General features: G+C 38.2%; 18 protein-coding genes and 1 pseudogene. 6 read left to right on the top strand and 13 right to left on the bottom strand.

Annotation, left to right across the window (positions count from 1 at the left end; all coding sequences use genetic code 11):
* Nucleotides 1–58: 58 nt before the first annotated feature.
* The 5 genes and pseudogenes from EKM69_RS08430 to aroD all read right to left on the bottom strand — a co-directional run bounded on the left by EKM69_RS08430 (nucleotide 59) and on the right by aroD (nucleotide 6,292).
* Nucleotides 59–1,285, bottom strand: coding sequence for an MFS transporter (locus EKM69_RS08430; RefSeq protein WP_125710103.1), 1,227 nt, complete (start codon nucleotides 1,283–1,285; stop codon nucleotides 59–61).
* 12 nt (nucleotides 1,286–1,297) lie between these two features.
* Nucleotides 1,298–2,176, bottom strand: a complete 879-nt coding sequence (locus tag EKM69_RS08425; protein ID WP_125710101.1) for a shikimate dehydrogenase — start codon at nucleotides 2,174–2,176, stop codon at nucleotides 1,298–1,300.
* A 63-nt stretch (nucleotides 2,177–2,239) separates the two neighbouring features.
* Nucleotides 2,240–4,570 (bottom strand): FAD-dependent oxidoreductase, encoded by a 2,331-nt coding sequence (locus EKM69_RS08420; protein WP_125710100.1) that lies wholly within the window; start codon nucleotides 4,568–4,570, stop codon nucleotides 2,240–2,242.
* Nucleotides 4,563–5,467, bottom strand: a pseudogene (locus tag EKM69_RS08415) (FAD:protein FMN transferase). The gene EKM69_RS08420 and the pseudogene EKM69_RS08415 overlap by 8 nt, the downstream one beginning before the upstream one ends.
* A gap of 63 nt (nucleotides 5,468–5,530) precedes the next feature.
* Nucleotides 5,531–6,292: a type I 3-dehydroquinate dehydratase gene (gene aroD, locus EKM69_RS08410; protein WP_125710098.1), complete on the bottom strand. Its 762-nt coding sequence runs from the start codon at nucleotides 6,290–6,292 to the stop codon at nucleotides 5,531–5,533.
* A 148-nt stretch (nucleotides 6,293–6,440) separates the two neighbouring features.
* Between aroD and EKM69_RS08405 the strand changes: the two genes are divergently transcribed.
* Entirely contained in the window at nucleotides 6,441–7,370 is a 930-nt protein-coding gene (locus tag EKM69_RS08405; protein ID WP_125710095.1) for a LysR family transcriptional regulator, read from the top strand.
* Nucleotides 7,371–7,447: 77 nt separating this feature from the next.
* On the opposite strand, the gene EKM69_RS08400 is transcribed toward EKM69_RS08405, so the two are convergent.
* The 5 genes from EKM69_RS08400 to coaA form a co-directional block, all read right to left on the bottom strand.
* Nucleotides 7,448–8,668: an MFS transporter gene (locus EKM69_RS08400; protein ID WP_125710093.1), complete on the bottom strand. Its 1,221-nt coding sequence runs from the start codon at nucleotides 8,666–8,668 to the stop codon at nucleotides 7,448–7,450.
* Nucleotides 8,669–9,039: 371 nt separating this feature from the next.
* The gene (locus EKM69_RS08395) at nucleotides 9,040–10,155 is read right to left on the bottom strand and encodes a hypothetical protein (RefSeq protein WP_125710090.1); all 1,116 of its coding nucleotides are present in this window, start codon (nucleotides 10,153–10,155) and stop codon (nucleotides 9,040–9,042) included.
* A gap of 50 nt (nucleotides 10,156–10,205) precedes the next feature.
* Nucleotides 10,206–10,361: a hypothetical protein gene (locus tag EKM69_RS12335; protein WP_164505902.1), complete on the bottom strand. Its 156-nt coding sequence runs from the start codon at nucleotides 10,359–10,361 to the stop codon at nucleotides 10,206–10,208.
* A 79-nt stretch (nucleotides 10,362–10,440) separates the two neighbouring features.
* Complete coding sequence (gene guaA / locus EKM69_RS08390; RefSeq protein WP_125710088.1) at nucleotides 10,441–11,991, bottom strand: glutamine-hydrolyzing GMP synthase; 1,551 nt, start codon at nucleotides 11,989–11,991, stop codon at nucleotides 10,441–10,443.
* Nucleotides 11,992–12,069: 78 nt separating this feature from the next.
* Nucleotides 12,070–12,996: a type I pantothenate kinase gene (gene coaA, locus EKM69_RS08385; protein ID WP_125710086.1), complete on the bottom strand. Its 927-nt coding sequence runs from the start codon at nucleotides 12,994–12,996 to the stop codon at nucleotides 12,070–12,072.
* A 97-nt stretch (nucleotides 12,997–13,093) separates the two neighbouring features.
* Here coaA and EKM69_RS08380 point away from each other — a divergent pair, with 97 nt between their 5' ends.
* The 3 genes from EKM69_RS08380 to EKM69_RS08370 are packed head-to-tail and all read left to right on the top strand — an operon-like array spanning nucleotide 13,094 to nucleotide 14,643.
* Nucleotides 13,094–13,675 (top strand): SGNH/GDSL hydrolase family protein, encoded by a 582-nt coding sequence (locus EKM69_RS08380; RefSeq protein WP_125710084.1) that lies wholly within the window; start codon nucleotides 13,094–13,096, stop codon nucleotides 13,673–13,675.
* Between the two features lie 12 nt (nucleotides 13,676–13,687).
* Entirely contained in the window at nucleotides 13,688–14,323 is a 636-nt protein-coding gene (locus EKM69_RS08375; RefSeq protein WP_125710082.1) for a GPP34 family phosphoprotein, read from the top strand.
* A 17-nt stretch (nucleotides 14,324–14,340) separates the two neighbouring features.
* Nucleotides 14,341–14,643, top strand: a complete 303-nt coding sequence (locus EKM69_RS08370) for a bacteriocin immunity protein (protein WP_125710080.1) — start codon at nucleotides 14,341–14,343, stop codon at nucleotides 14,641–14,643.
* A gap of 49 nt (nucleotides 14,644–14,692) precedes the next feature.
* Here the strand turns inward: EKM69_RS08370 and galE are convergent, their stop codons facing one another.
* Complete coding sequence (galE, locus tag EKM69_RS08365; protein ID WP_164505901.1) at nucleotides 14,693–15,673, bottom strand: UDP-glucose 4-epimerase GalE; 981 nt, start codon at nucleotides 15,671–15,673, stop codon at nucleotides 14,693–14,695.
* 674 nt (nucleotides 15,674–16,347) lie between these two features.
* Between galE and EKM69_RS12330 the strand changes: the two genes are divergently transcribed.
* The gene (locus EKM69_RS12330; RefSeq protein ID WP_164505900.1) at nucleotides 16,348–16,515 is read left to right on the top strand and encodes a hypothetical protein; all 168 of its coding nucleotides are present in this window, start codon (nucleotides 16,348–16,350) and stop codon (nucleotides 16,513–16,515) included.
* Nucleotides 16,516–16,563: 48 nt separating this feature from the next.
* Here EKM69_RS12330 and EKM69_RS08360 read toward each other — a convergent pair whose 3' ends face one another.
* Both EKM69_RS08360 and helD read right to left on the bottom strand, forming a co-directional pair.
* The gene (locus EKM69_RS08360) at nucleotides 16,564–17,565 is read right to left on the bottom strand and encodes a tRNA dihydrouridine synthase (RefSeq protein ID WP_125710076.1); all 1,002 of its coding nucleotides are present in this window, start codon (nucleotides 17,563–17,565) and stop codon (nucleotides 16,564–16,566) included.
* Nucleotides 17,566–17,624: 59 nt separating this feature from the next.
* On the bottom strand, nucleotides 17,625–19,934 hold the full coding sequence (gene helD, locus EKM69_RS08355; protein ID WP_125710074.1) for an RNA polymerase recycling motor HelD: 2,310 nt from the start codon (nucleotides 19,932–19,934) through the stop codon (nucleotides 17,625–17,627).
* A gap of 303 nt (nucleotides 19,935–20,237) precedes the next feature.
* On the opposite strand from helD, the gene EKM69_RS08350 reads away from it, so the two are divergent.
* Nucleotides 20,238–21,083 carry an SGNH/GDSL hydrolase family protein gene (locus EKM69_RS08350; protein WP_125710072.1) on the top strand — a complete coding sequence of 282 codons (846 nt, stop codon included), beginning with the start codon at nucleotides 20,238–20,240 and terminating at the stop codon, nucleotides 21,081–21,083.
* The last annotated feature ends 6 nt before the right edge of the window (nucleotides 21,084–21,089 follow it).

The following is a 21,089-nucleotide window of genomic DNA, read 5'->3' as shown; positions in this document are numbered from 1 at the left end:
TTAATACAACGCTAATATAGCGTGTATTAGGGGCTCTTTCAAGTATTCTAATTCGGTATTAAATATCAAACTTATACTTTTTGGCTCTTACAAATACCGTTAATGCTGCTAGTACTCCAATTAAAGTGACGGCAACATCTAGCCAAAAGACAGTTAGTACACTTGCAGGAGTTGATCCAATAATGAAACTTGAAGCAAATGGTCCGACAAAATATGTCAATGCAGCGGCAAAACTGTAGTACCCTGTCATCCGTCCTTTTTCTCCTGGGAAGTACTTTGTCAAAACAGCTAATCCCAACTGCCAAACACCACCAGCAGCGAAGAAACCAATTACTGCACTGGTAATTCTGGCAAGTCCAGCACTTGGAAATGCTGATAATGCAAATAAGAATATTAACGAAATAAGTGGATAAACAATAACTAAAATAATCGGCTTAACTTTAGTAACAATTACTGTGGTTAGAAAGACTGAAATAAGTGAGAATATTGCATACCACGAAATTAATGATTTGGCGACATTAGGATCTAACCCTAACACAGTAGTTCCGTAATTAGGAATATATTGTGTGTAGACATAAAAAGTAAATGAAATGGTAAATCCTAGGCAGATCAATAATAAACCATCGATTTTCATGCTTGGTTTATTGCCACTCAAAGTTGTTGTATCCAAGTTTTCAGCTTTTTTCTTGGGTTGTTCTTGAGGAACAGCATTCGTTTTAGGAAATTTGCTCGATATTACTAAGACAATATTAGCAATAATAACAATTGCTAAGATAACAACGGTAACCTTGGCATTTGAAATTGCAGCAACTATAAATGGTAGTACGAATTGTGCCACTGACATCGCTGCTTTTACTAACGAGTTCATACTTGCGGACTTAGCAGGAAAGGCTTCCGATAGAGCCGGATATGCTGCTGAATCGTCGAATGAATTAGCAAATCCTAAGAAAAGTGAAAATATTGATGCAGCTATCAAACTATTACTAAATACTAAACCAGCAAAGAAAATAGAATTCGAAACCATACCTACAATCAATATCGGCTTTCGACCATATTTATCCGAAAAGACACCTGCAAAAAGAATTGTCAGCAGTCTTCCGATACCCATCATTGAAATAACGGTCGAGATCCCCTTAAGATCTGTATTCCATTGAACTTGGAATGAAGAACTATATTGAGAAATAATTATTTGAGCAATACTTAAAATTGCATAGTTTAAATAAATCCCCGTGGCAAGTGAAGCATTACTCTGTTTTTTACTGATTGTTGCTTCTTGAGTCTCCATGTAAGTGCCCCCCTATTTGTCATCGTTAAAAAGTAATTCCCGAATGTAATCAACTGGCATTTCTTTTCCGGTCCATAGCTTAAATGCTTCTGCACCTTGTTCTAACATCATGCCCAAGCCATTGAAAACATGTTCAACATTTGCTTCTTCGGCAACTTCCATCAACTTGGTAGTCCTTGGAGCATAGACAGTATCATAAACGATCATGTCTTTATGAAAAATTGAAGGATCATTGATCAAAGATTTACCTTCAAGTGGCTTCATCCCTACACCAGTTGAATCACAGTAAATATAAGAATCAGCAATTTCTTTCTTGAACGTTTCTTGATCCGCAATATCAAAGACATTAGCCTTACAATCAGTTTTTTCATTGATGATTTTTGCATTACGTAATGCATTTTCCCACTGGTCATCTTTTCTATTAAAGATAGAAATTTCTTTGACACCATCCATAGCTGCTTGAATAGCAATCGCTGTTCCGGCACCACCAGCACCAGCTAATGTCATTTTGCGTCCAATAATGTTCAAATCTTCATCCTGCAAAGACTTCATAAAACCAGTTCCGTCAGTCGTATAACCAGTTAATACTCCATCATCATTCACAACTGTATTAACTGCTCCCACCATTTCAGCAACAGGATCAAGTTTATCTAATAAAGGAATAACTTTTTGTTTGTTCGGCATAGAGATATTGCTTCCACGCAATCTTAAAGCACGGATTCCTTGGATGGCGTCGGGAAGTTGATCATTTTCAACTTCAAATGCCAAGTAAGCATAATTAAGCCCCAACTTAACAAAGGCACTGTTGTGCATTGTAGGTGACATTGAATGGCGAATAGGGTATGCCATTAATCCGATTAATATTGTGTGTCCATCGATACGGTCTTTCATTATAATATCCTCTTTTCAATTTTGTCTTTTCAGTGTGGTAATTTCCTAACTCGGTGTTTATTTCTAAATTGCTACTTCATAATCAGACAGATTGGCAACTTTTTTATTAGCTTTCTTCCGATTAAGTGTATCAATATATTCCAAGAATGCTGTAAAGCATGTGTCCAAAAAGGCTTCGCTTCCTGGATCTGTTAAATGGTCATCCTCATCAAACTGATTGCCAGCTGATGGTAGAATGAATTCATGTCCCGGTAATACCAGTGCTTCAACTCCTGGAGAATCTAGTATTTGTCTTAAGTTGGTTTGCGCACGAACAGTTCCTTGAATACCCAGTGACGTTCCTACTATCATTACTGGTTTACTGATGAATGGATGATAGGCACAAGAAAGCCATTCCAGGACACTCTTCAATGAAGATGTAATGGCATGATCATATTCCGGTGTCGCAATGACAACACCATCGGCATCTGTTACCTTTTGTGCAAATTGAGTAACAGATTTTGGAACATCATCTAATAAGTCCTCATTAAACAATGGTAAGTCTTTGATTTCTAAAATTTCCAAATCCACTCTGGTTTCAAATTTATCTGACATAGCATTTAGTAAACGTCTGTTATATGACTTACTTGCATTCGTTCCAACGATTGCCACAATCTTTTTATCAGTGCCAAATTTTTGTCTTAAGAGTGCATTATCAGTAGCAGCATCCCCTGCCACTAATCCTGATGAGATACCCCAAGTATTCATCATACTTGGCATTGAATCATGCCCGTTAGCACCTCCGACTACTTCGCCAGCACCAAAGTAATTTCCAATTGCTTGTTCATCTTCATTTTGTAACTGCATATTTGTCGGATCAGCAGAGTATCCACCTAAGGTTGTGGCGAATCTTGCTCTTTGTTCGACTACATAATATGTATTTCCTTCAAATTTATGAAGAAACTCTGGATCACGGTTAAATTGTTCATCTTTTCCAGCGTCAACATATTCTTCATAATCAGAAACTGTTTGCTTCAATCCTTCAGCATCGATACTTGCTGCATCAGCAATTTCTTCGAGTGATCCTTTAGCAAAAATTGGATTGGAATCTGATTCAAAGAATGACTTGATTTCTTTTTTAGTAAAGTCATGAAGAATGAGTAGATTATAAAAGTCTTTCCATGTACGCTCATCCATTACTAAGTATGAAATTTTATCATCTTGTTTTAGAATGGCATCCCTGAATTTAGTGTATACATCAGATTCGTCAACGATTCGTTTTCCTTTACTGTTGACATAAATTGCACCCATATCAGTGGCTAGCTTCGAAGCGTAAGTTGTTAATTTGGCAATTCCTGGTTCAACTTCGACTCCGTGAGGATAAACTTTATACCAACCCAAATCGCGAGTCTTTAAGTGTAGGTCGGCATTAAATGAATATGAATCACCGGTTGATGTCATTGGGCCATAATAATCAATCCCTGTACTTTCAGCTCCTCGCATTTCTCTATTAGCACCATAGCCTCCTGATGCTAACACGACAGAACTAGAAATTATTCTAATTGGATGACCGTCTTGATCGGCAACGACTCCTTGAACCTCATCATCACTATTCTTTATCATTTGGGTAACAGTCGTTCCAAGTAATACTTTCCCTCCCGCTTCCTCAAATGCTTTGGAAACTTTTTGAATAAATTCATAACTACTTGCTGAAGGAAGTTCAATTTGTCTCTCAATCGAATGTTCAGGTGTTTGCGTTTGAGCTTTTTGATATTCTAATTTTGCAAAATCACTAATAAAATCAATGGCAGGACCGATGTTCTTTGTCATTAGGTCAGTTAATTCACTATAGTTAGTATCTTTGCTTTCACGTGCGACATCTTCTCCGACTTTTTCAGGATTGTCTCCGTTATCTCCGAATATATTGGCTGATACTTCAGATCCAGTACCAATAACGTTTGATCCATTTAAAATCGTTGCACCACCAAGATAACCGTTCTTTTCCACAAGAATCACTGAAAGTCCTCTCGAGAGTGCACGACAACCTGCGACAAGTCCTGCTTCACCACCACCGATAACAACTACATCGGCTTTTAGACGATTCATCTCATGCGACTTTTCTTTCTTCGGTATCGGTGTTAATTTGACGCCCTCTTTTTTGATAGCTTCTTTTGCTGATTTTAAAATAGCCTCAGTCATGACGGTTGCTCCACTGATTGCATCGACATCAAATGACTGTTCATCAATAATAGATTTCTTCAATTTATCTATTACTTGATTAAAGATACCCGAAGTTTCGGAATGCTTTAAAATTTTCAGATCTTCTACTTTATTATCGTCAACATCAATTTCATAACTAATGATCCCGTTATGTCCTTGAGCTTCTGCTTTAATTTGTTTCTCTTGATTACTCATAAACTAAAACTCCTTCTTCCGCTTTCTTCAAACCTGAAGAATGAAAAACGGCATTATTTGAATCTACGTATACGGCTTCCACATTTGGTAATTTTTCAATTAAATTTAATCCATCATCTTTTCCTTTAAAAAAACAGACTGTGGATAATATCTCAGCTTGTTCTGAGTTGTCGGTGATTATCGTAACTTGGCCAACATCATTATGAATTGGATAACCCGTTTCCGGACTTAAGATGTGGTGATAAATTTGATCATGTATCGCTCACTTATCCCCGAAGTAACGAATGTCTTGGCAGATGAATGAACATTGATAATTGGTTCATTTCGTTTATGAAACGGATTTTGAATCCCTAAGCTCCAAAGGCTAGTACTGTTAGTCGGATTTTTTCCCAGAAACTTAACATTTCCTCCAAGATCAATAATTCCGGATTCAATGTTTTTAGTCTTTAAAAAGCTGATAATGTTGTCTGCAAAGTACCCTTTTGCAATAGCTCCCAGATCTAACTGCATACCCGGTCTTTGAAGGAATACGGTTGTTTGTGTTTCATTAAGTTCAACATCATCTGGATGTATCAGCGGTATTAATCGTTTGATCTCTGTTGAGTCAGGCACTGAGTCTCCACCAAATCCGATCGACCATAACTTAACTAATGGACCAATTAAAACATTGAAACTGTCATAATATTTCTTTGAATAAAACACTGCATCTTTGATCAACGAGAATGTTGCTTGATTAACTTTTACTGGTTTTATACCGGCGTTTGAATTGATTTTGTATAATTCAGAATCATTACGGTTTGCCGAAAATAGCATGTCCATTTGCTTTAAATAGTCATAAATTTCTTCAATTATGTCTGGACGTTTTTCATACAAGGTTGTGGTAACTACAGTGCCCATTATTGGAAATTGATAAACAAACTTTTTTTTCATAAATTACACACATTTCTGATTTAACAATTTTTAGTCTAGCTTGAGATCATTTAACGTTTCGGTAACTCGACTGCTGGAAATTTGTCCTGGAGCTGAAGCAGCACCAACAGTTGCAAAACTAAGAGTTGATCCAAATACTTCACCACTGATTCTAGAAACCTTACCTATATCACCCATCGACATGGTGATGATAGGTTGCTTCAACGCTGCTGAATCATGAGTTGTTGCTGACAAGAGAGTCAAAACATCGTCAACATTTTGTGGCATCACTGCAATTTTCAATACATCTGCATCAAGATCCTGCATGCTCGATAATCTTTGAAGAATATCTGCTTCAGCTGGCGTTTTATCAAAATCATGGTTACTCATGATTACTACCTTGCCATGTTCATGCAAATATTTGACGGTCGATTTAACTTGCTGCTCATCATGGTATCTTTCGACATCAATTGCATCTGCATAGCCTTCTTTACCAATATCTTCACAATTTTCAAAATACTTTTCATCGGAAAGTTCCAATTCTCCACCTTCTGATTTTGTTCGGAAAGTAACCAATAATGCAATCTCTCCTAAAACACTTGAAAGTTTTTTACCGACCCCATTTAGAGCATTATCATCTGTGACTCCATCAAAGAAGTCGATTCTCCATTCGATTAGATCAGGCTTTACAGCGATAATCCCTTTCGCTTGATCAAGAATCTCCTGACTCGTTTTACCCGTGATAGGAACGGCAATCTTTGGTCGCCCTTCTCCAAGAGTTATTTTTTTAATTTGAACTTTATTTACAGACATTAACTTTTCTCCCTTCGATTCTCGGAAAATTAATTAAACTTTGTTACTCAATTCACTTGAAATTCTAGCATTTTAATTTATCATAATACATAATAAGTTATGCATTTATTCATAGACTCTCTCTATGAATGGAAAAGGGGAAAACATTTTGAATTTAAATCATTTGGAATATTTCAAAGTTCTAGCCGAAACTCAGCACATGTCGAAAGCTTCTGAAAAGTTGGGCATTTCACAACCATCGCTTAGTTATGCCATCAAAAAACTGGAAGATGAACTACAAGTTCCCCTATTTGAGCCAGATGGAAGGAATATTAAGCTAACCATCATCGGTAAAAAATATTACGGCTATATTTCTGATTCTCTTAAAAGTCTGGACTATGGAAATAAAGTTGTGGAACAGCTCAAGAATCCAAATACTGGTCATATAAATTTAGGATTTACTTATACTCTTGGTCAAAAACTAGTACCTGATATTATGACTAGTTTTTTAAATGTTCCCGGGAACAGTGAAGTTTCTTTTTCTTTGATTCAGGACAACTCATACAACTTACTGGAAAGTTTGTATCACGATGAACTTGATATGATTCTAGCTTCGAAAGTTGAGCTCCGTATGGCTAGACATTCGGATGAAATTTTCGATTTTATTCCCTTAGTTCAACAAGAAATTAAACTTGCAGTACCTAAAGATCATCCCCTATATTCGAAAAAGACAATCTCACTTAACGATTTAGATGGTGAAGATCTCATAACATTCTCCAAGCATAGTGGTTTAAATTCTTTGATCAAAAAAATCCTTAATCAGACGAAAGCAAAACCAAACATCAAGTATGAATTAGAAGAAGATCACAGCATTATTGGTTTTGTTGAACACAATATGGGAATTGCCCTAGTACCCAATCTGCCGCAATTAAAGCAAGATAAAATGGCTTTAAGATCCATTGAAGACAATCATCTTGAGCACAATCTATATTTGATAATTTCTAGAAATCATTTCTCCCCACCATCTGTGCATAGATTCCAAAATTTCGCTTTAAAATATTGTTTGAAGAATTACATTAATAAAAATACAATGTTATAAATTTCCACAAAAAAATAGATAAAAACCATCATTGGCTTTCATCTATTTTTTATAGAGGGGATATTGTGATAACCTCTTTATTCTTCTGTTACTGATTTTTGTTCTGGTTTAAAATTCAGTTTTGTCACGATCAGCAGGGTCAAACTACAAAAGACACCCACTAAAGCAATTATTACATCAAACCACAAAATGTTATGAAAACTATTTTTTGAGATAATTCCCGTTATGACAGGAATCGTAAATGAAGCCAATCCACTGGCTGTATAGTAAATTCCGGTGATTTTCCCTTTTTCTGCTGGGAACAGTTTACCCATTTCCGTCAAGCCAATTTGCATAACTCCACCAGCTGCGGTGATGCCGATAAGAAATGAGCCAACCGTGGCGACTGAGAATGTTGGGACAGCTGAAATAGCAAATAATATTAGTAAAGATGCAATCGTATCAAATACCATAAACCAAATTGGTTTAATGACCCGTTCAACTAGTAAAACGGTAATCAAAACCCCAATAATCGAGCCAACACTATACAACGAAACTAATAATCTAGCATGAGTCATATTTAAATTAATAACTGCTCTACCGTATTCGGTCATCCACTGACTTATTAAGTAAAAAGTCGCCATAGATGCATATCCAAAAATAGTTAACACTACGCCTAGAAAAATACGAGTATAGTTATTTCCCTTTGAGCTAGCTACTTTCGAAAGATCCGGTTCATCCGCATCTGCAACTTTATTCACAGCTGGAAATTTCACCTTTTTTAATCCGAAAAAGTTAACAATCAAGATCGTTGCACAAAGAATAAATGACCATCCGTACCAAACTTGGATACTTGAAAATAGGGCGACAAGTATTGGTAGAACGAGCTCACCAATCGAGGCAAAAGCCTTGATCATAATATTAGCTGATGCTTGTTTTGTAGGATACAGTTCCATCAGTGCAGGATACGTACCTGAATCCAAGAAAGAATTGGCCATTCCTCCTAAAATTCCAAAGAAATAAGCTTCAACAATATTTCTTGACAGTAAAATGCCCACAAAGAAAAACACATAAGTTATGATTCCTAATTTTATAAAAAGTCGGCGGCCAAATTTATCTGAAAGATTTCCTGACACATACAACACTAATAAACGTCCGATTCCCAATGATGAGATCACCATCGAAACTCCGGCATTACCGACATTCCATTTTTGTCCAAGCTCAAACATACTCTGAGCAAGAATTACAATGCCCATACCATGAACTAAATAGTTCATGTAGAGACAAATACTGGTTTTAAAACGTTCTCTTTTATCCATTCGTATCGCCCATCCCTTGTTATTGCTTGAATTGAGCAACAAATGAGTAATACTTTAACTTAATCTAAGTTAAATGCTTATATTTAGGTATGATAATGTATATTTTGAAATAATGCAATATACATAAAATTATTGACTAAAAAAACACTATTTTTTCATGAATATATGGAGTTGTTTTCTGAAAAAATCATCTGATTAATTTATTAATTCCAGTTGAAAGAAACGTTATTTTTTCAACACACTTTTTTACGATACCTTTTCCAGCAGGCTTGCTATGCTTGCTAATTTTTCAATATACGCAAATTTACTATTAAGCATTAGCTCGACTCTCTTGGTAAATTGGTGTAAAAAGATATTGTGATTTTCATAATTTATTCATTATTTTTCTCAACCTTTAAAGTTATTAAATCACAGAGAATGCGCTGATAAAGTCTCTCAAATTTAAATAAATATGGGACCAAGTCTGTTTCTGAAGTAAATTTTTCTTCCTTAACACCATGAACAAAATAATCACGGCTGTCTTGAAGTTTGGTAATCAAAGATTCCACGCTTACATCAATATTAGAAGAAATATGATTAATAATATTTTGGGCATGTGGTTCCAACTTAATAAACATAGTCAATTTTTTCTTTGCCGATTTCACTCTTTTTCCGTCAGAATATTTCAAATTATTGTAATAAGTTTCTACTCCCGACAATAAAGTTACTATAGATGTATCTAAAGGAATATCAAAATGTTCAATAGTTAAATAGGTTGAGACTAAAGATTGTAATTTAACATCGTCCAGAAATCCTTGAATAATTTTCCCAAAATCATTCTTAATATCTTTAAATAATAAAGATGGACGAGATACTTTATCATCCATATTGTCAGGCAAAAATGATTGATTCAGTATCCAATTCTCACGCTCATCTTTCTTTCTCAAACTTTGACTTTTAGCATCCCAAGATTTATCAGCATTTAGAACTATTTTGGAAATTCCAATTTTTTTATTTATTAAAATATGAAACATATTTCTCAGAACTTTCAATAATTTATATATACGTTCTCTTTTCTGTGGTTCATCAAATTTCAGAACCAGACATGTATTTGCTGTTTTTGTTACTGTATGTGTGTCTTCTGCAATGTTGCCTTGTCCTTGAATTAATAGACTAAATCGTATTGCTTGAAAAGTTAAGTTTTTATACAAAATAGATTTTTCATCGGATAAATTCTGCAATGGGTTAAAAATATTAAGCCATGAATGAAGATAATCCATATATACTTTCACTTGATATACATTTGGAGATAACATGAATTGATTTACTATATCATAATCAGTAATAATCCAACTTGACGTCTCTTGGCCAACTCCATTAAATGAAACATGACTGTTAACGCTAACTCTCAAATATTTATGAATTACAAATAATAAGTCACCCGTCCAAGTTGATGCATACCAATCGCCATAATCCTCTTGTGACTGTACCTTGTCTTCAAAGTCCACATAAAATCCTTTAGATTGATAATTTTCTTTAATCGGTAAATCTGCAATATCTAAATATGTTGTTCCATTTTTTTGGTTAACTGACCTGCAATTCGTTTCTTTGGATCAATGCCTTCAATATCATCACCAAATTTCTTTAATCCATAAGAAACAAAAACGGGTATTGTAAATTCTGACCTCATATCAAATTCATCAAATTTCATCATTTATACTTCCTTTCTTTTTGTTCAAAAAAAACACCAAAACTACACATTGGTAATTTTGGTGTTCTATTTATTATTCAGTTTATTCCCACTCAATAGTTGAAGGCGGCTTAGAAGTAATGTCATACACTATGCGGTTGACATGGTCTACTTCGTTTACGATTCTTACTGAGATGCTTTGTAATACATCCCAAGGAATCTTGGCGAAGTCGGCTGTCATTCCGTCGATTGATGTTACGGCACGGATGCCGACTGTGTAATCGTAGGTTCTTCCGTCACCCATGACACCTACTGAACGGATGCCTGGTAGAACTGTGAAGTATTGCCAGATGCTTTCTTCTAGTCCGGCTTTTTTGATTTCGTCTCTTAGGATCCAGTCTGAATCGCGGACGATTTGGAGTTTGTCTTCGGTTACTTCACCGATGACACGGATTCCTAGACCTGGGCCTGGGAATGGTTGTCTCCATACTAGGTCGTGTGGCATGCCTAGTTTTTCACCTAGTTCACGTGTTTCATCCTTGAAGAGTGAACGTAGTGGTTCGATCAACTTGAAGTTCATGTCTTCTGGGAGTCCACCAACGTTGTGGTGAGACTTGATGGTTTGAGCTGTGCTGGTACCACTTTCGATAACGTCTGTGTAAAGTGTTCCTTGAGCTAAAAATTCGATTCCATCGAGCTTTTGAGCTTCGTCGTTGAACACTTGGATGAATTCGTTACCGATGATCTTACGTTTCTTTTCAGGGTCAGAAACGCCTTGAAGTTTGCTGAGGAAGCGGTCTTGAGCATCAACTTTGATGATGTTCAAACCGAACTTGCCTTCCAAACTTTCCATAACTTGGTCAGCTTCGCCTTTACGGAGTAAACCGTGGTCTACGAAGATACTTGTTAGTTGCTTACCAATTGCTTTGTGGAGTAAAACACCAACAACTGATGAGTCGACACCACCGGAAAGTCCCAATAGGACCTTCTTGTCGCCGACTGTTTCACGGATCTCTTTGATTTGTTGGTCGATGAAGTCTTCCATTGACCAGTTTGCTTTGGCGCCACAAACATCAAAAGCAAATTTCTTCAAAATGTCTAGTCCGTATTCAGTGTTTCTAACTTCAGCATGGAATTGCACACCGTACATCTTCTTGTCGTCGTTGGCAATTGATGAGATCGGTGCGTTCTTACTTGTAGCAGTAACTTTGAAGCCTTCTGGGGCTTCACGTACTAAGTCACCATGTGACATCCAAACGTATTGATCTTTAGGAAGACCATTGAATAATGCGGCTGAGTCGTCTGTTACTTCAATGTCGGCTTTACCGTATTCACGGTTGTCGGCTGATTCGACTTTTCCACCTAGGTTGTATGACATTAGTTGCATACCATAACAAATACCTAAAATAGGAATGCCTAATTTGTAAATGTCTTGATCAATAGTAAAGGCATCTTCGTCATAAACGGAGTTTGGTCCACCTGATAAGATGATACCCTTAGGATTGATTTCTTTAATGTCAGCTGCAGTAATCGTGTTAGGCATGAGTTCAGAATAAATTCCGAAGTCACGAATACGACGTGTGATCAATTGATTGTATTGACTACCATAATCGATAACTACGATACCGTCAGCATCTGGCCATTTTTTGCTCAAATCACAATCCCCTTTTTTTTAATTTATACTATTGTATATGATAAATCGTTTCCAGTACAACCCTTGAACTCGGACTTTCTAATATTTACGCAAAAAAACCGTATCGATCTGATGTTCGGCTGATTTGTGAAGAACGAGATTAGCCCGATTTCGAGTTGGCTCAATGTATTCCTGCAAGTTAGGAAAATTGATCTGGTCCCAAACGTCTTTGGCGATTTGATTAGCTTTTTGCCGTGGCATTTGGGTGAAGTGATAATAATAACTGTCCGGATCATCCTTGGACATATCGAGCAAAGTGTCGAACCGATTTAAAAACCACTGCTCGATGTCGTTGGCTTCGGCGTCGATAAAAATCGAGAAGTCGAAAAAGTCACTGACGTAGATGTTAGTGTTTTGTGGTAGCTGCAAGACGTTGATACCTTCGACGATCAAAATATCTGGGTCATTGACTTCTTCATACTTGTCGGGAATGATGTCATAAATGTTGTGCGAGTACAACGGATACTTGATCGGACCAGTCTTAGTCTTGACGTCACTCAAAAATTTGATCAGCTTTTCCATGTCGTACGTTTCCGGAAAGCCTTTTTTATCCATCAAGCCTTTTTCTTTCAAGACCTTGCTAGGATATAAGAAGCCGTCTGTGGTCATTTGACCGACATTGTACTGTGGATAAGCTCTTTCGAGCATGATCTTTAATAGCCGCGCTGTCGTGCTTTTTCCGACCGCAACCGAACCAGAGACACCGATAATGAAAGGTATCTTCTTATTGTTCATATCCATGAACTCATTTTTTAATTTAACTAACTTACGATAATTCTTTAAGTACACATGCAACAAATGGCGGATCGGCGCATAGATCACCTTCACGTCATCGATCGAGATCTCATCGTCCAACGACTTGATCTTTCGTAATTCAGTGTCGGTAATTGCCTGATTATGATGCTCGCCGTGGAAATTTTGCCATTCATCGCGAGAAAATTGGTAGTAATTTGATAAATCTTGCATATTTTCAACCTACTTATTGAATGTTAATTAACTTTTGGCGTTTTTCTGTTATTCTAGTATATAGTATAGAACATTTTTATAGAGGAACTTATATCAAATGAAAAGAATTGTATTATTTGGTGACTCTATCATGGCAGGTTATCACGATGGCATGGTCAGCAGCGAATTCACAAATCGCATCAAAGACGCCTTTCCAGCCAACAAAGTCCTCAACCTTTCAGTTGCGGGATTCAAAACTAGTGACGCTGTACCTGTTACGAAAAAAGTTACGAATCTTAAACCAGACGTCTGCGTTATTATGCTGGGTGCCAATGACGTCTCAACTTTTGAAGAAATCAAACCCGGCAAATTCGCATCCAATCTAACTTACATCATAAACGAAATCGGTGCTGATAAGACCGTTTTAGTCTCGCCACCGTATACAGATTGGCATAAAAACCTTAGACGCCCTTGGACTCGACAAATTCAATTTGAATTAGTCACTGAACATCTCAGTAAACAATTAGACGTAGAATACGTTGATCTCTTGCATGCGATGTCAGCGGTAGAAAATGTCGATGAATTGCTGCAACGAGATGGTCTTCACTTCTCAGACAAGGGTTATGATCTATTGGAAAAATTGTTGGTACCTAAGATCCAAGACTGTCTCACGGGTCATGACACATTAGTGTCCAACTAAAAGGAGAACCATATGGAACTCAATATCCCACAAACGTATTTTATTTTATCTTGCAACGAAAAAGGCAGTGTTCGCATCATTAAAAATACTCGCCGGAGAGCTTTTTTAGTCGAAGCCGCCTTCTTTGACTTAGCTTTGAATGATATTATCGATCTAACCGACAATAGCGTTATCATAAACAAATTATTGCCAAAAGACAAAGCTTATTTGAATGATTTTTTCCAAATCATCAATAAAAACCAAGGAAAAAGTGTCACCCACGTGCTGCGTGCCATGGCAACCAAAGAACGGATCACCCGCAATATTTACAACCAGATCGGCGATTCACTCGTCACGAAAGTTGACGTCACTAAAGCCACGACAGGTATTTTGCACAAGACGATCAATTACATCCCAGACTATCATCTCAAAAAAGAAATCGTCCAAAACATGCGTGATGAGATCTTGAACGCTGACAAGATCTCACCAGACACCTTTGCCGTGCTCTCAACATTGTACGGTAACCACGACCTGAAGATCTTCTTCACGCCGTTTGAACAAAAGCAGCTCAAAACTAAGATAAAAGAAGCCTCGATCGACCCTACTTACGATAAACTTATTAGCTTGTCGAAGAGGTTGAACATGGTTATTTTAACGGTGCTAGGATAACGAAAGAAGATAATAAAATGGCAAAGCAAAAATCAGTCGAAACCTTAATGGACCAACTATCAGCAGCTTACGGAGATTCCGAGGTCAAGAAATACCCTGACCTCCAAAAGTTGATCTTGAATTCCGCCACGGAATTAGAAAAAAGACAAGATGTTGACCTAATAAGTAGTAAGCTTTCCAAACAAATGACCTTGTACCATATGGATCATTCGAAGGAATTCCCGAAAGCAGCGGTTGAGTTATTCAACCAAATCTCAACCCGTGCCATGCGCTACGATGGGACTGCTGCTGCAGCCATCTTATTACCACTATGGTTTTAAAAAAGCAGGACAAACTTTTTATAGTTTGTTCTGCTTTTTTGATGTGTTCTTATTCAACTGTTATTTCTTCGCCAGCAAGTGTATGCATCGGTTTCCAGCCTAAAACTTTTTCAGCTTTAGTGATATCAGCATAACTGACCGGAGCATCCCCAGCTCTTCTATCTTGGAAGACTGAAGGTATTTCTTTATGCGTATGTTCTTCAAAGATCTTCTTCAACTGGAGAACTGTCACGCCGTTTCCACAACCGAGGTTGAAGATCTCAAAGGCATCTTTATTGTCGATAGCACGTTTGAGTGCAGAAATGTGTCCATCAGCTAAATCAGTGATGTGAATATAATCTCTGACAGGAGTTCCATCAACTGTATCATAGTCATTTCCAAAAATATCGAGGTGGTCACGCTTGCCATCAATCACTTCGCGGATCGAGTCATAAACGTTGTTAGTCATATTGTTGCTGTAATCATCGAGCATTCCTGACTTGTCCATCCCCAGAGGATTGAAGTAACGTAAGGAAATGGCACTCCATTCAGGGTCAGCTTTAACTAAGTCTTTAATGATTTGTTCACTTTGTAGTTTTGTCGTTCCATAAGGGCTGACAGGGTTTGTTTCCGATTCTTCATTGACCGGCAAGATCTTGGCGTCACCATAGACACTAGCAGAAGAACTGAAGACGATTTTTTTGACGTTGGCATTTTGCATAGATATCAATAAATCGATAATGCCGTTCGTGTTATTTTTGTAATATTTCAGCGGATTGGTCACTGATTCAGGAGTAACTTTGTATCCGGCAGCATCGATCACGGCAACGATGTCATTTTCCTTGAGGACTTTTTCCATGGAATCGATGTCGCGAATGTCGCATTCATAATATTTTACTTGTTGCTTGGTCAACGTTTCTAGTTCATTGATCCGACGTGTGTCTGAGTTTGAGAAGTTGTCAACGATGATCGGGTTGTAGCCGTTGTTGAACAGCGACAGGTAGATGTTTGATCCGATGTAGCCGGCTCCACCGGTGATTAATATGTTCAAAGTGTGAACCCCCTGTTGATTCAAAAAGTAGTAATTTCTTGTTGGTGTTTTCACATGTTATTTTAACATTTATATTTGGTTGGTGTGGGGTTTTATTATAATCGTTAGTTTTGTTTAAGATGTTTGGGTGTTTTGGTGTTTTAATTTTATTGTGTTTGTTGTTTTTAGGGTGGTTCACTGCCGGTTCTGGGAGGGTTCCGAGAATTGCGCCGTGGAACGCCATGGACGCCACTTTGAACCAATCGAGCACAGACCGCTCGCTTGTTTCAAAGCTGGGTCTTTCACTAAGCGGTAAACCGCTAAGTGAAATTTCATGGCTGACGGCGAATTCTCTCCACCCTCCCAGAACCTAAGGTGGTAATAACATCCCTTTTTGGTTGGATACGGTACTTATTCTTATAGTGGTATGTTTCTTTGGTTGATTTCTACGTGTTTAGTTTTTTCCTACTCTTACGATTTTGGTCACTCGCTCTATCTATTTGATTTTTTTCTTGTGTTATCATCGGTTGCTATCTTGTTTTCGGACTCACTTGCTTCGCTCGTGAGATTATTATTATCTTGATTTGATTCGTGCATTTTTAACTTGGTTCGTTCTTTTCTGCACTTATTTTTGCTATGGTTTTACTTCAAATCTTTTACATGATACTGTTTTGCTACTAGGATGGTGATTTTTTATGAAGCCTTTGAGTACGCGTGTTACTGTTAAAAATGATGAGGAACTGAAAATTGTTTTGGACCGTATTAATAAGTCTTATTCTGTTGAAGAACAGCGTTTACGTATTGAACGTATTAAGCCAAATATGGATTTTTCTCACATTAAATTGTTGAACCGTAATGATTGATTATTAAAAAAAAGTACTGATCTCTTTTCTTCCGAGATCAGTACTTTTTTAGTTATACCCACCGTTTTCAATTTTTTCTATCACCTGTCTAGCCTCATCTGTTGTCTTGGTCGACATTAAATCATTTCTTATTTCGGCTGCGTGTTTTAGACCTCTTACGTAAATTTTGAAGAATCTCTGTAGTGGGGCGAAGTGGCCTGGGATTCCTTTTGCTGTGAATTGGTCGTATAGGTCTAGTTGGTATTTGAATAAGGTTAGTAGTTGTTCTGTGGTGTGGGGTTGTTTTTGTTTTTCGAAGGCGTAGGGGTTGGTGAAGATTCCTCTTCCTATCATTATTCCGTCTACTCCTGGGTGTTCGTTGGCTAGTTTTAGGCCTTGTTGGTAGTCCATTATGTCGCCGTTTATTTGTAGTAATGTGTCGGGGGCTAGTTGGTCTCGCATTTTTACTAGGTCGTCGATCAGTTCATAGTGAGCTGGGACTTTGCTCATTTCTTCTCTGGTTCTTAGGTGGATGGTTAGGACTGGGGCGTGTTGTTTTAGTAGGAATGGGATCCATGTTTTGTATTCTTCTACTTCGCTGTAGCCTAGTCTGGTTTTTAAGGTTACTGGTAGTTTGGATGTGTTGGCGCCGTCGATTACTGCTTGGGCGGTGTCGAAGTGGCGGATCAAGTCGCTTCCGCTGTGATTTTTGATGACGGCTATGTCGGGACAGCCCATGTTGATGTCGATGGCTTCGTAGCCGTCTTTTTCTACTTCTACTGCGGCTTTTTCAAAGTCTTCTTTACTGTTGCCCCACAATTGGATGACCGGTTTTGGGTCTTCTGCTGGATCGATGTATAGCCGGCCCTTGGTCGTCTTTTTGGCGATTGGATGCGTAATGCTCAAGGCGTTAGTGAATTCGGTGTAAAAAACATCCGGCGCTGCTGCCTTGGCTACGACGCGACGGAAGACTGAACTCGTGACGGCTTCCATGGGTGCCAAGCTGAAAAAAGGTCGATTTTCTGATTTAGCTTTTTCGGCGATCCGATTCCAATAAAGTGATTGAGTCAATTTGGTTTCTCCATTTCATAAAAAAACACGGCTCAAAAAAGCAAGCCATGTTGTATATTCTAATCTACTATATAATACTTCTTCGGTACTCTTTGCAACAACTGAGACAACTCGCCGATGGCTGTGATCGTCAAACGATGCATTGCTCTTGAGGTGATCGTGTAGATCAATTGTTGCTCATCTTCGTCAAACTTATCTTTTGAAGCATCCCAAACGATGACCGAGTCGAACTCGAGTCCTTTTGCCAAATATGATGGCAAGACAATGGTTCCAGCTGCTAGTCGTTGATTTTCTGACTTGATCAATGTGGCTTTGACACCTTGCTTCAACAAGTCTTTTTGGACGTTTTGAGCTTCTTCAAGCGTCTTAGTGATGACGGCGGTCGTGAAGTTATCCGCTTCATTTTTCTTCAACTGACCGATCACTTGTTGGATCGAACCTTGCACGCTATCGGACATGATGACGTTAGGTAGATCACCATCTCGATTGAATGGCTCGATTTTTTGCCCGTTAGTCAAGATCGACTTGGTATAGTCGGTGATCTGCTTAGTTGAACGGTATGAATGTGTTAACTGCACCACTTTAGTATCGTCAGCATCAAACAATTGTTGAACTTCTGACAACAACGTCTGACTGTTTTTCTTGGTGAAGATCGACTGGTTCAAATCCCCTAGCATCGTATAGCGTGCTCTTGGGAAGTTATATTTCAAATATGCTAGTTGGAACGGTGTGTAATCTTGGATTTCATCGATGAAGACGAACTTCATATCGAGTTCACCGTGTTTTCCGGTCACGAGGTCGTACAAGTACAAGTATGGCGTGATGTTGTTGATCGAAATAGTCTTATTGTTCATCCCATCAACGAACTCTTGAACGTAGTCATCCCACTGTTGTTCTGTGACGCCAAAGGTCGATAGATCAGTGATCTTAGGCACTGACTTCAAAAAGTTTAAATAGTTAGTCGATACGTTGATGAATCGGAAACGAACGATTTGGCGATAAACTTTTTGCATCATCTTCGTTACGATCTGACGAGCTAAGAATTTTTGCTCCTGATCACCATTTTTGAACTCTTGATCAGCAGAGCGATAAAGTTCTTGTAGCTCTTCTTGGCTCAAGTTTTCTACTCGTTCAGCGACCCACTTCGAACGCATTTCGGCGCCGATCTTGCGGTGGAGCATCTTGATCAAACGCTCGACTGTCGCATCGAGTCGGTTGCCTAAATTGTATTGGGGACCAAAGCCATAATAGATCTCGGCGATTTTTTCCTTAGGGATAAAGACTTTGCCTTTGAATTTCAAGTCACGGAAGCTGATCCCGCTTTGGTTCAGTAAATTACTATAGTTGGTTAAGATCTTGAAAAATTCGGTATCGGAGACGAACTTAGAAAGTTGCTTCCGTTTTTGGTTGTCGTCGTGTTCGAATTTTTCCGAAAGTGTTTCAACGCTCAAGTTTGGCAAACGACGGGCCACGTACTGGCTGTATGTCATCTGGACCATGTTTTGCTCACCCATTTCGGGCAGAACGTCTTTGATGTAGTCATTAAAAAGCATATTTGGCGAAAACATTACCACTTGGCTGGAAGTTAAATTGCCCCGGTAACGATAAAGTAAATAGGCGATCCGTTGCAAAATGGCGGAAGTCTTACCAGATCCGGCGGCACCTTGAACGAAGAGCAGCTTCGACTTGGTATTCCGAATGATCTTATTTTGTTCCTTTTGGATAGTCTTGACGATCCCCTTCATGTGGGTCGAAGACTTCTCATCGAGAACTTCCAACAACATTTGGTCGCCGATAGTTTCTTGCGTGTCAAAATACGAGGTGATCTTGCCGTTTTCGATCAAAAATTGTCGTTTCAAATAAAGGTCGACTGTTTGATCGCCATCAGGTGACTGATAGTGGACCTCACCTAAATTACCATCGTAGTAAATTGAGGAGATCGGTGCTCGCCAGTCATAGATCAAAAAGTGATCGGCAGAGTCAGTCAAAGAGCTCATCCCGATATAAATCGTTTCCTTCTTGGGCTCGCCTTTTTCTTGGAAATCCAAACGGGCAAAGTAAGGCGTCTTTTCCAAACGCTTCAAGATATCCATTCGTTGACGATTTTGTTGCCAACTATTGTTTCTTTCGTCGAGCATTTGTTGTTGCTGACGGATCGACAAAGCAGCGTCAAAGGAAATAGCATCTCCGTCCATTCCGACGTGGATATTATCGAAAGCATCGTTGATAACTTCCAAGTCGTTTTCGGCGATGTCGATATGCTCTTGCAGTCTTTGTTGAGTATTTTTCACGATCTCAATGACTTCATCGAGATGGTGTTGTTCGATTTTTTTCTCGTCTAAGTGTTCTAATTCAGATTTGTTAGTCATAGTAACCTCGTAAATTTAAGTTATATAATTTTAACACTATTAACATAATTATTCAAAAATTTGCATCGCTTTCAAAGCTTGATAAAGGCCATGATATAGCGGCTTTACGCCTTAGCCTGTTTCGACGGTTGCTCGGTCAACAGTAATAACTTTTCCAATGCTATTATTAAAAATTTACTTTTAAAAATTTTACCACCGGAACTATTCGATTTTCTCTTTGACTATATAAAAATATTTTTTCAAAATTTGAATAGATTTATAGCTCGCTCAAAGATAAATAAAATAATATTTGTTATACTAATAATGTTATTTTTAAAAAAATCATTGGAAGTTATTATGGGGAAAAATAAGAAAATATGGTTGGTAACTTTGTTCTGCTTAAGTTTCTTACTGATTTTTGCCAGTGGCTGTTCGCAGTCGACTAAAAAGTCAGATGATTCCACAAAAACTGAGCAAAAACAAAAGCCTAAAAAGACCAAGAAAGATCAAAAACAACCGAAAACTTTGGCTAGTGAACTAAAGAATTCATCGAAGAAATCTCTAGTCTACTCGCCTTTGGGGGATTCATTGAGTGTCGGTTTAATGGTAAACTCGCAGTCTGACCGCTTTACGAGCCAGTTCACGCGTCAAATAGCTAAAGCTACTGGTAAAAAGGTCGAAGAAAAAGGCACGGCCATGGTCGGAAAGACGGCAACTAACTTTGGTTTGCCTAACGTGCAGACAATCATCGACCAAGATCCTGATATCGTGACCGTTGAATTCGGTACTAACGATGCAGCCGATGTTAACAACGAAAAGGCCTTGCCGAACTATCGTAGTTCGATCAAGCAAATTCTCGACCAGTTGCAGCAAAAGACTCACGCCAAGATCATCTTGATGACGAGTTGGTCACCTGCTGACGGTCCCAACAAAGAAAACGACTTACGTTTTGATAAAGTTATCAAAGCCGAGGGAAAAAGCCGCAATTTGCCAGTCGTCAACTTAGCCGACATTTGGCAAGGTGACCCGAGTGTCGCCGGAACTCCAGCATCGATCACCGAATCAGTCTGGAACCGCCCTGCCGATACTTTGCATCCTAACCAAAAAGGCCACGACAAAATTGCCAAAGCCTTAACAAAAGTTTTGAACCAACCGATAGATAACAAATAAGGGGAT

It is taken from the genome of Companilactobacillus zhongbaensis (assembly GCF_003946515.1).
In the GTDB taxonomy this organism is placed as follows: Bacteria; Bacillota; Bacilli; order Lactobacillales; family Lactobacillaceae; genus Companilactobacillus; species Companilactobacillus zhongbaensis.
This window is presented reverse-complemented; position numbering and strand designations above follow the sequence as displayed.

Excerpts from the sequence above, each read along its gene's own strand:
- coaA (WP_125710086.1), bottom strand. The coding sequence starts at position 12,996 with ATGCAAGATTTATCAAATTACTACCAATTTTCTCGCGATGAATGGCAA.
- EKM69_RS12335 (WP_164505902.1), bottom strand. The coding sequence starts at position 10,361 with ATGATGAAATTTGATGAATTTGATATGAGGTCAGAATTTACAATACCC.
- EKM69_RS08425 (WP_125710101.1), bottom strand. The coding sequence starts at position 2,176 with ATGAAAGACCGTATCGATGGACACACAATATTAATCGGATTAATGGCA.
- EKM69_RS08350 (WP_125710072.1), top strand. The coding sequence starts at position 20,238 with ATGTTATTTTTAAAAAAATCATTGGAAGTTATTATGGGGAAAAATAAG.
- EKM69_RS08370 (WP_125710080.1), top strand. The coding sequence starts at position 14,341 with ATGGCAAAGCAAAAATCAGTCGAAACCTTAATGGACCAACTATCAGCA.
- aroD (WP_125710098.1), bottom strand. The coding sequence starts at position 6,292 with ATGTCTGTAAATAAAGTTCAAATTAAAAAAATAACTCTTGGAGAAGGG.
- helD (WP_125710074.1), bottom strand. The coding sequence starts at position 19,934 with ATGACTAACAAATCTGAATTAGAACACTTAGACGAGAAAAAAATCGAA.
- EKM69_RS08375 (WP_125710082.1), top strand. The coding sequence starts at position 13,688 with ATGGAACTCAATATCCCACAAACGTATTTTATTTTATCTTGCAACGAA.
- EKM69_RS08380 (WP_125710084.1), top strand. The coding sequence starts at position 13,094 with ATGAAAAGAATTGTATTATTTGGTGACTCTATCATGGCAGGTTATCAC.
- EKM69_RS08420 (WP_125710100.1), bottom strand. The coding sequence starts at position 4,570 with ATGAGTAATCAAGAGAAACAAATTAAAGCAGAAGCTCAAGGACATAAC.
- EKM69_RS08400 (WP_125710093.1), bottom strand. The coding sequence starts at position 8,668 with ATGGATAAAAGAGAACGTTTTAAAACCAGTATTTGTCTCTACATGAAC.
- EKM69_RS12330 (WP_164505900.1), top strand. The coding sequence starts at position 16,348 with ATGAAGCCTTTGAGTACGCGTGTTACTGTTAAAAATGATGAGGAACTG.
- EKM69_RS08430 (WP_125710103.1), bottom strand. The coding sequence starts at position 1,285 with ATGGAGACTCAAGAAGCAACAATCAGTAAAAAACAGAGTAATGCTTCA.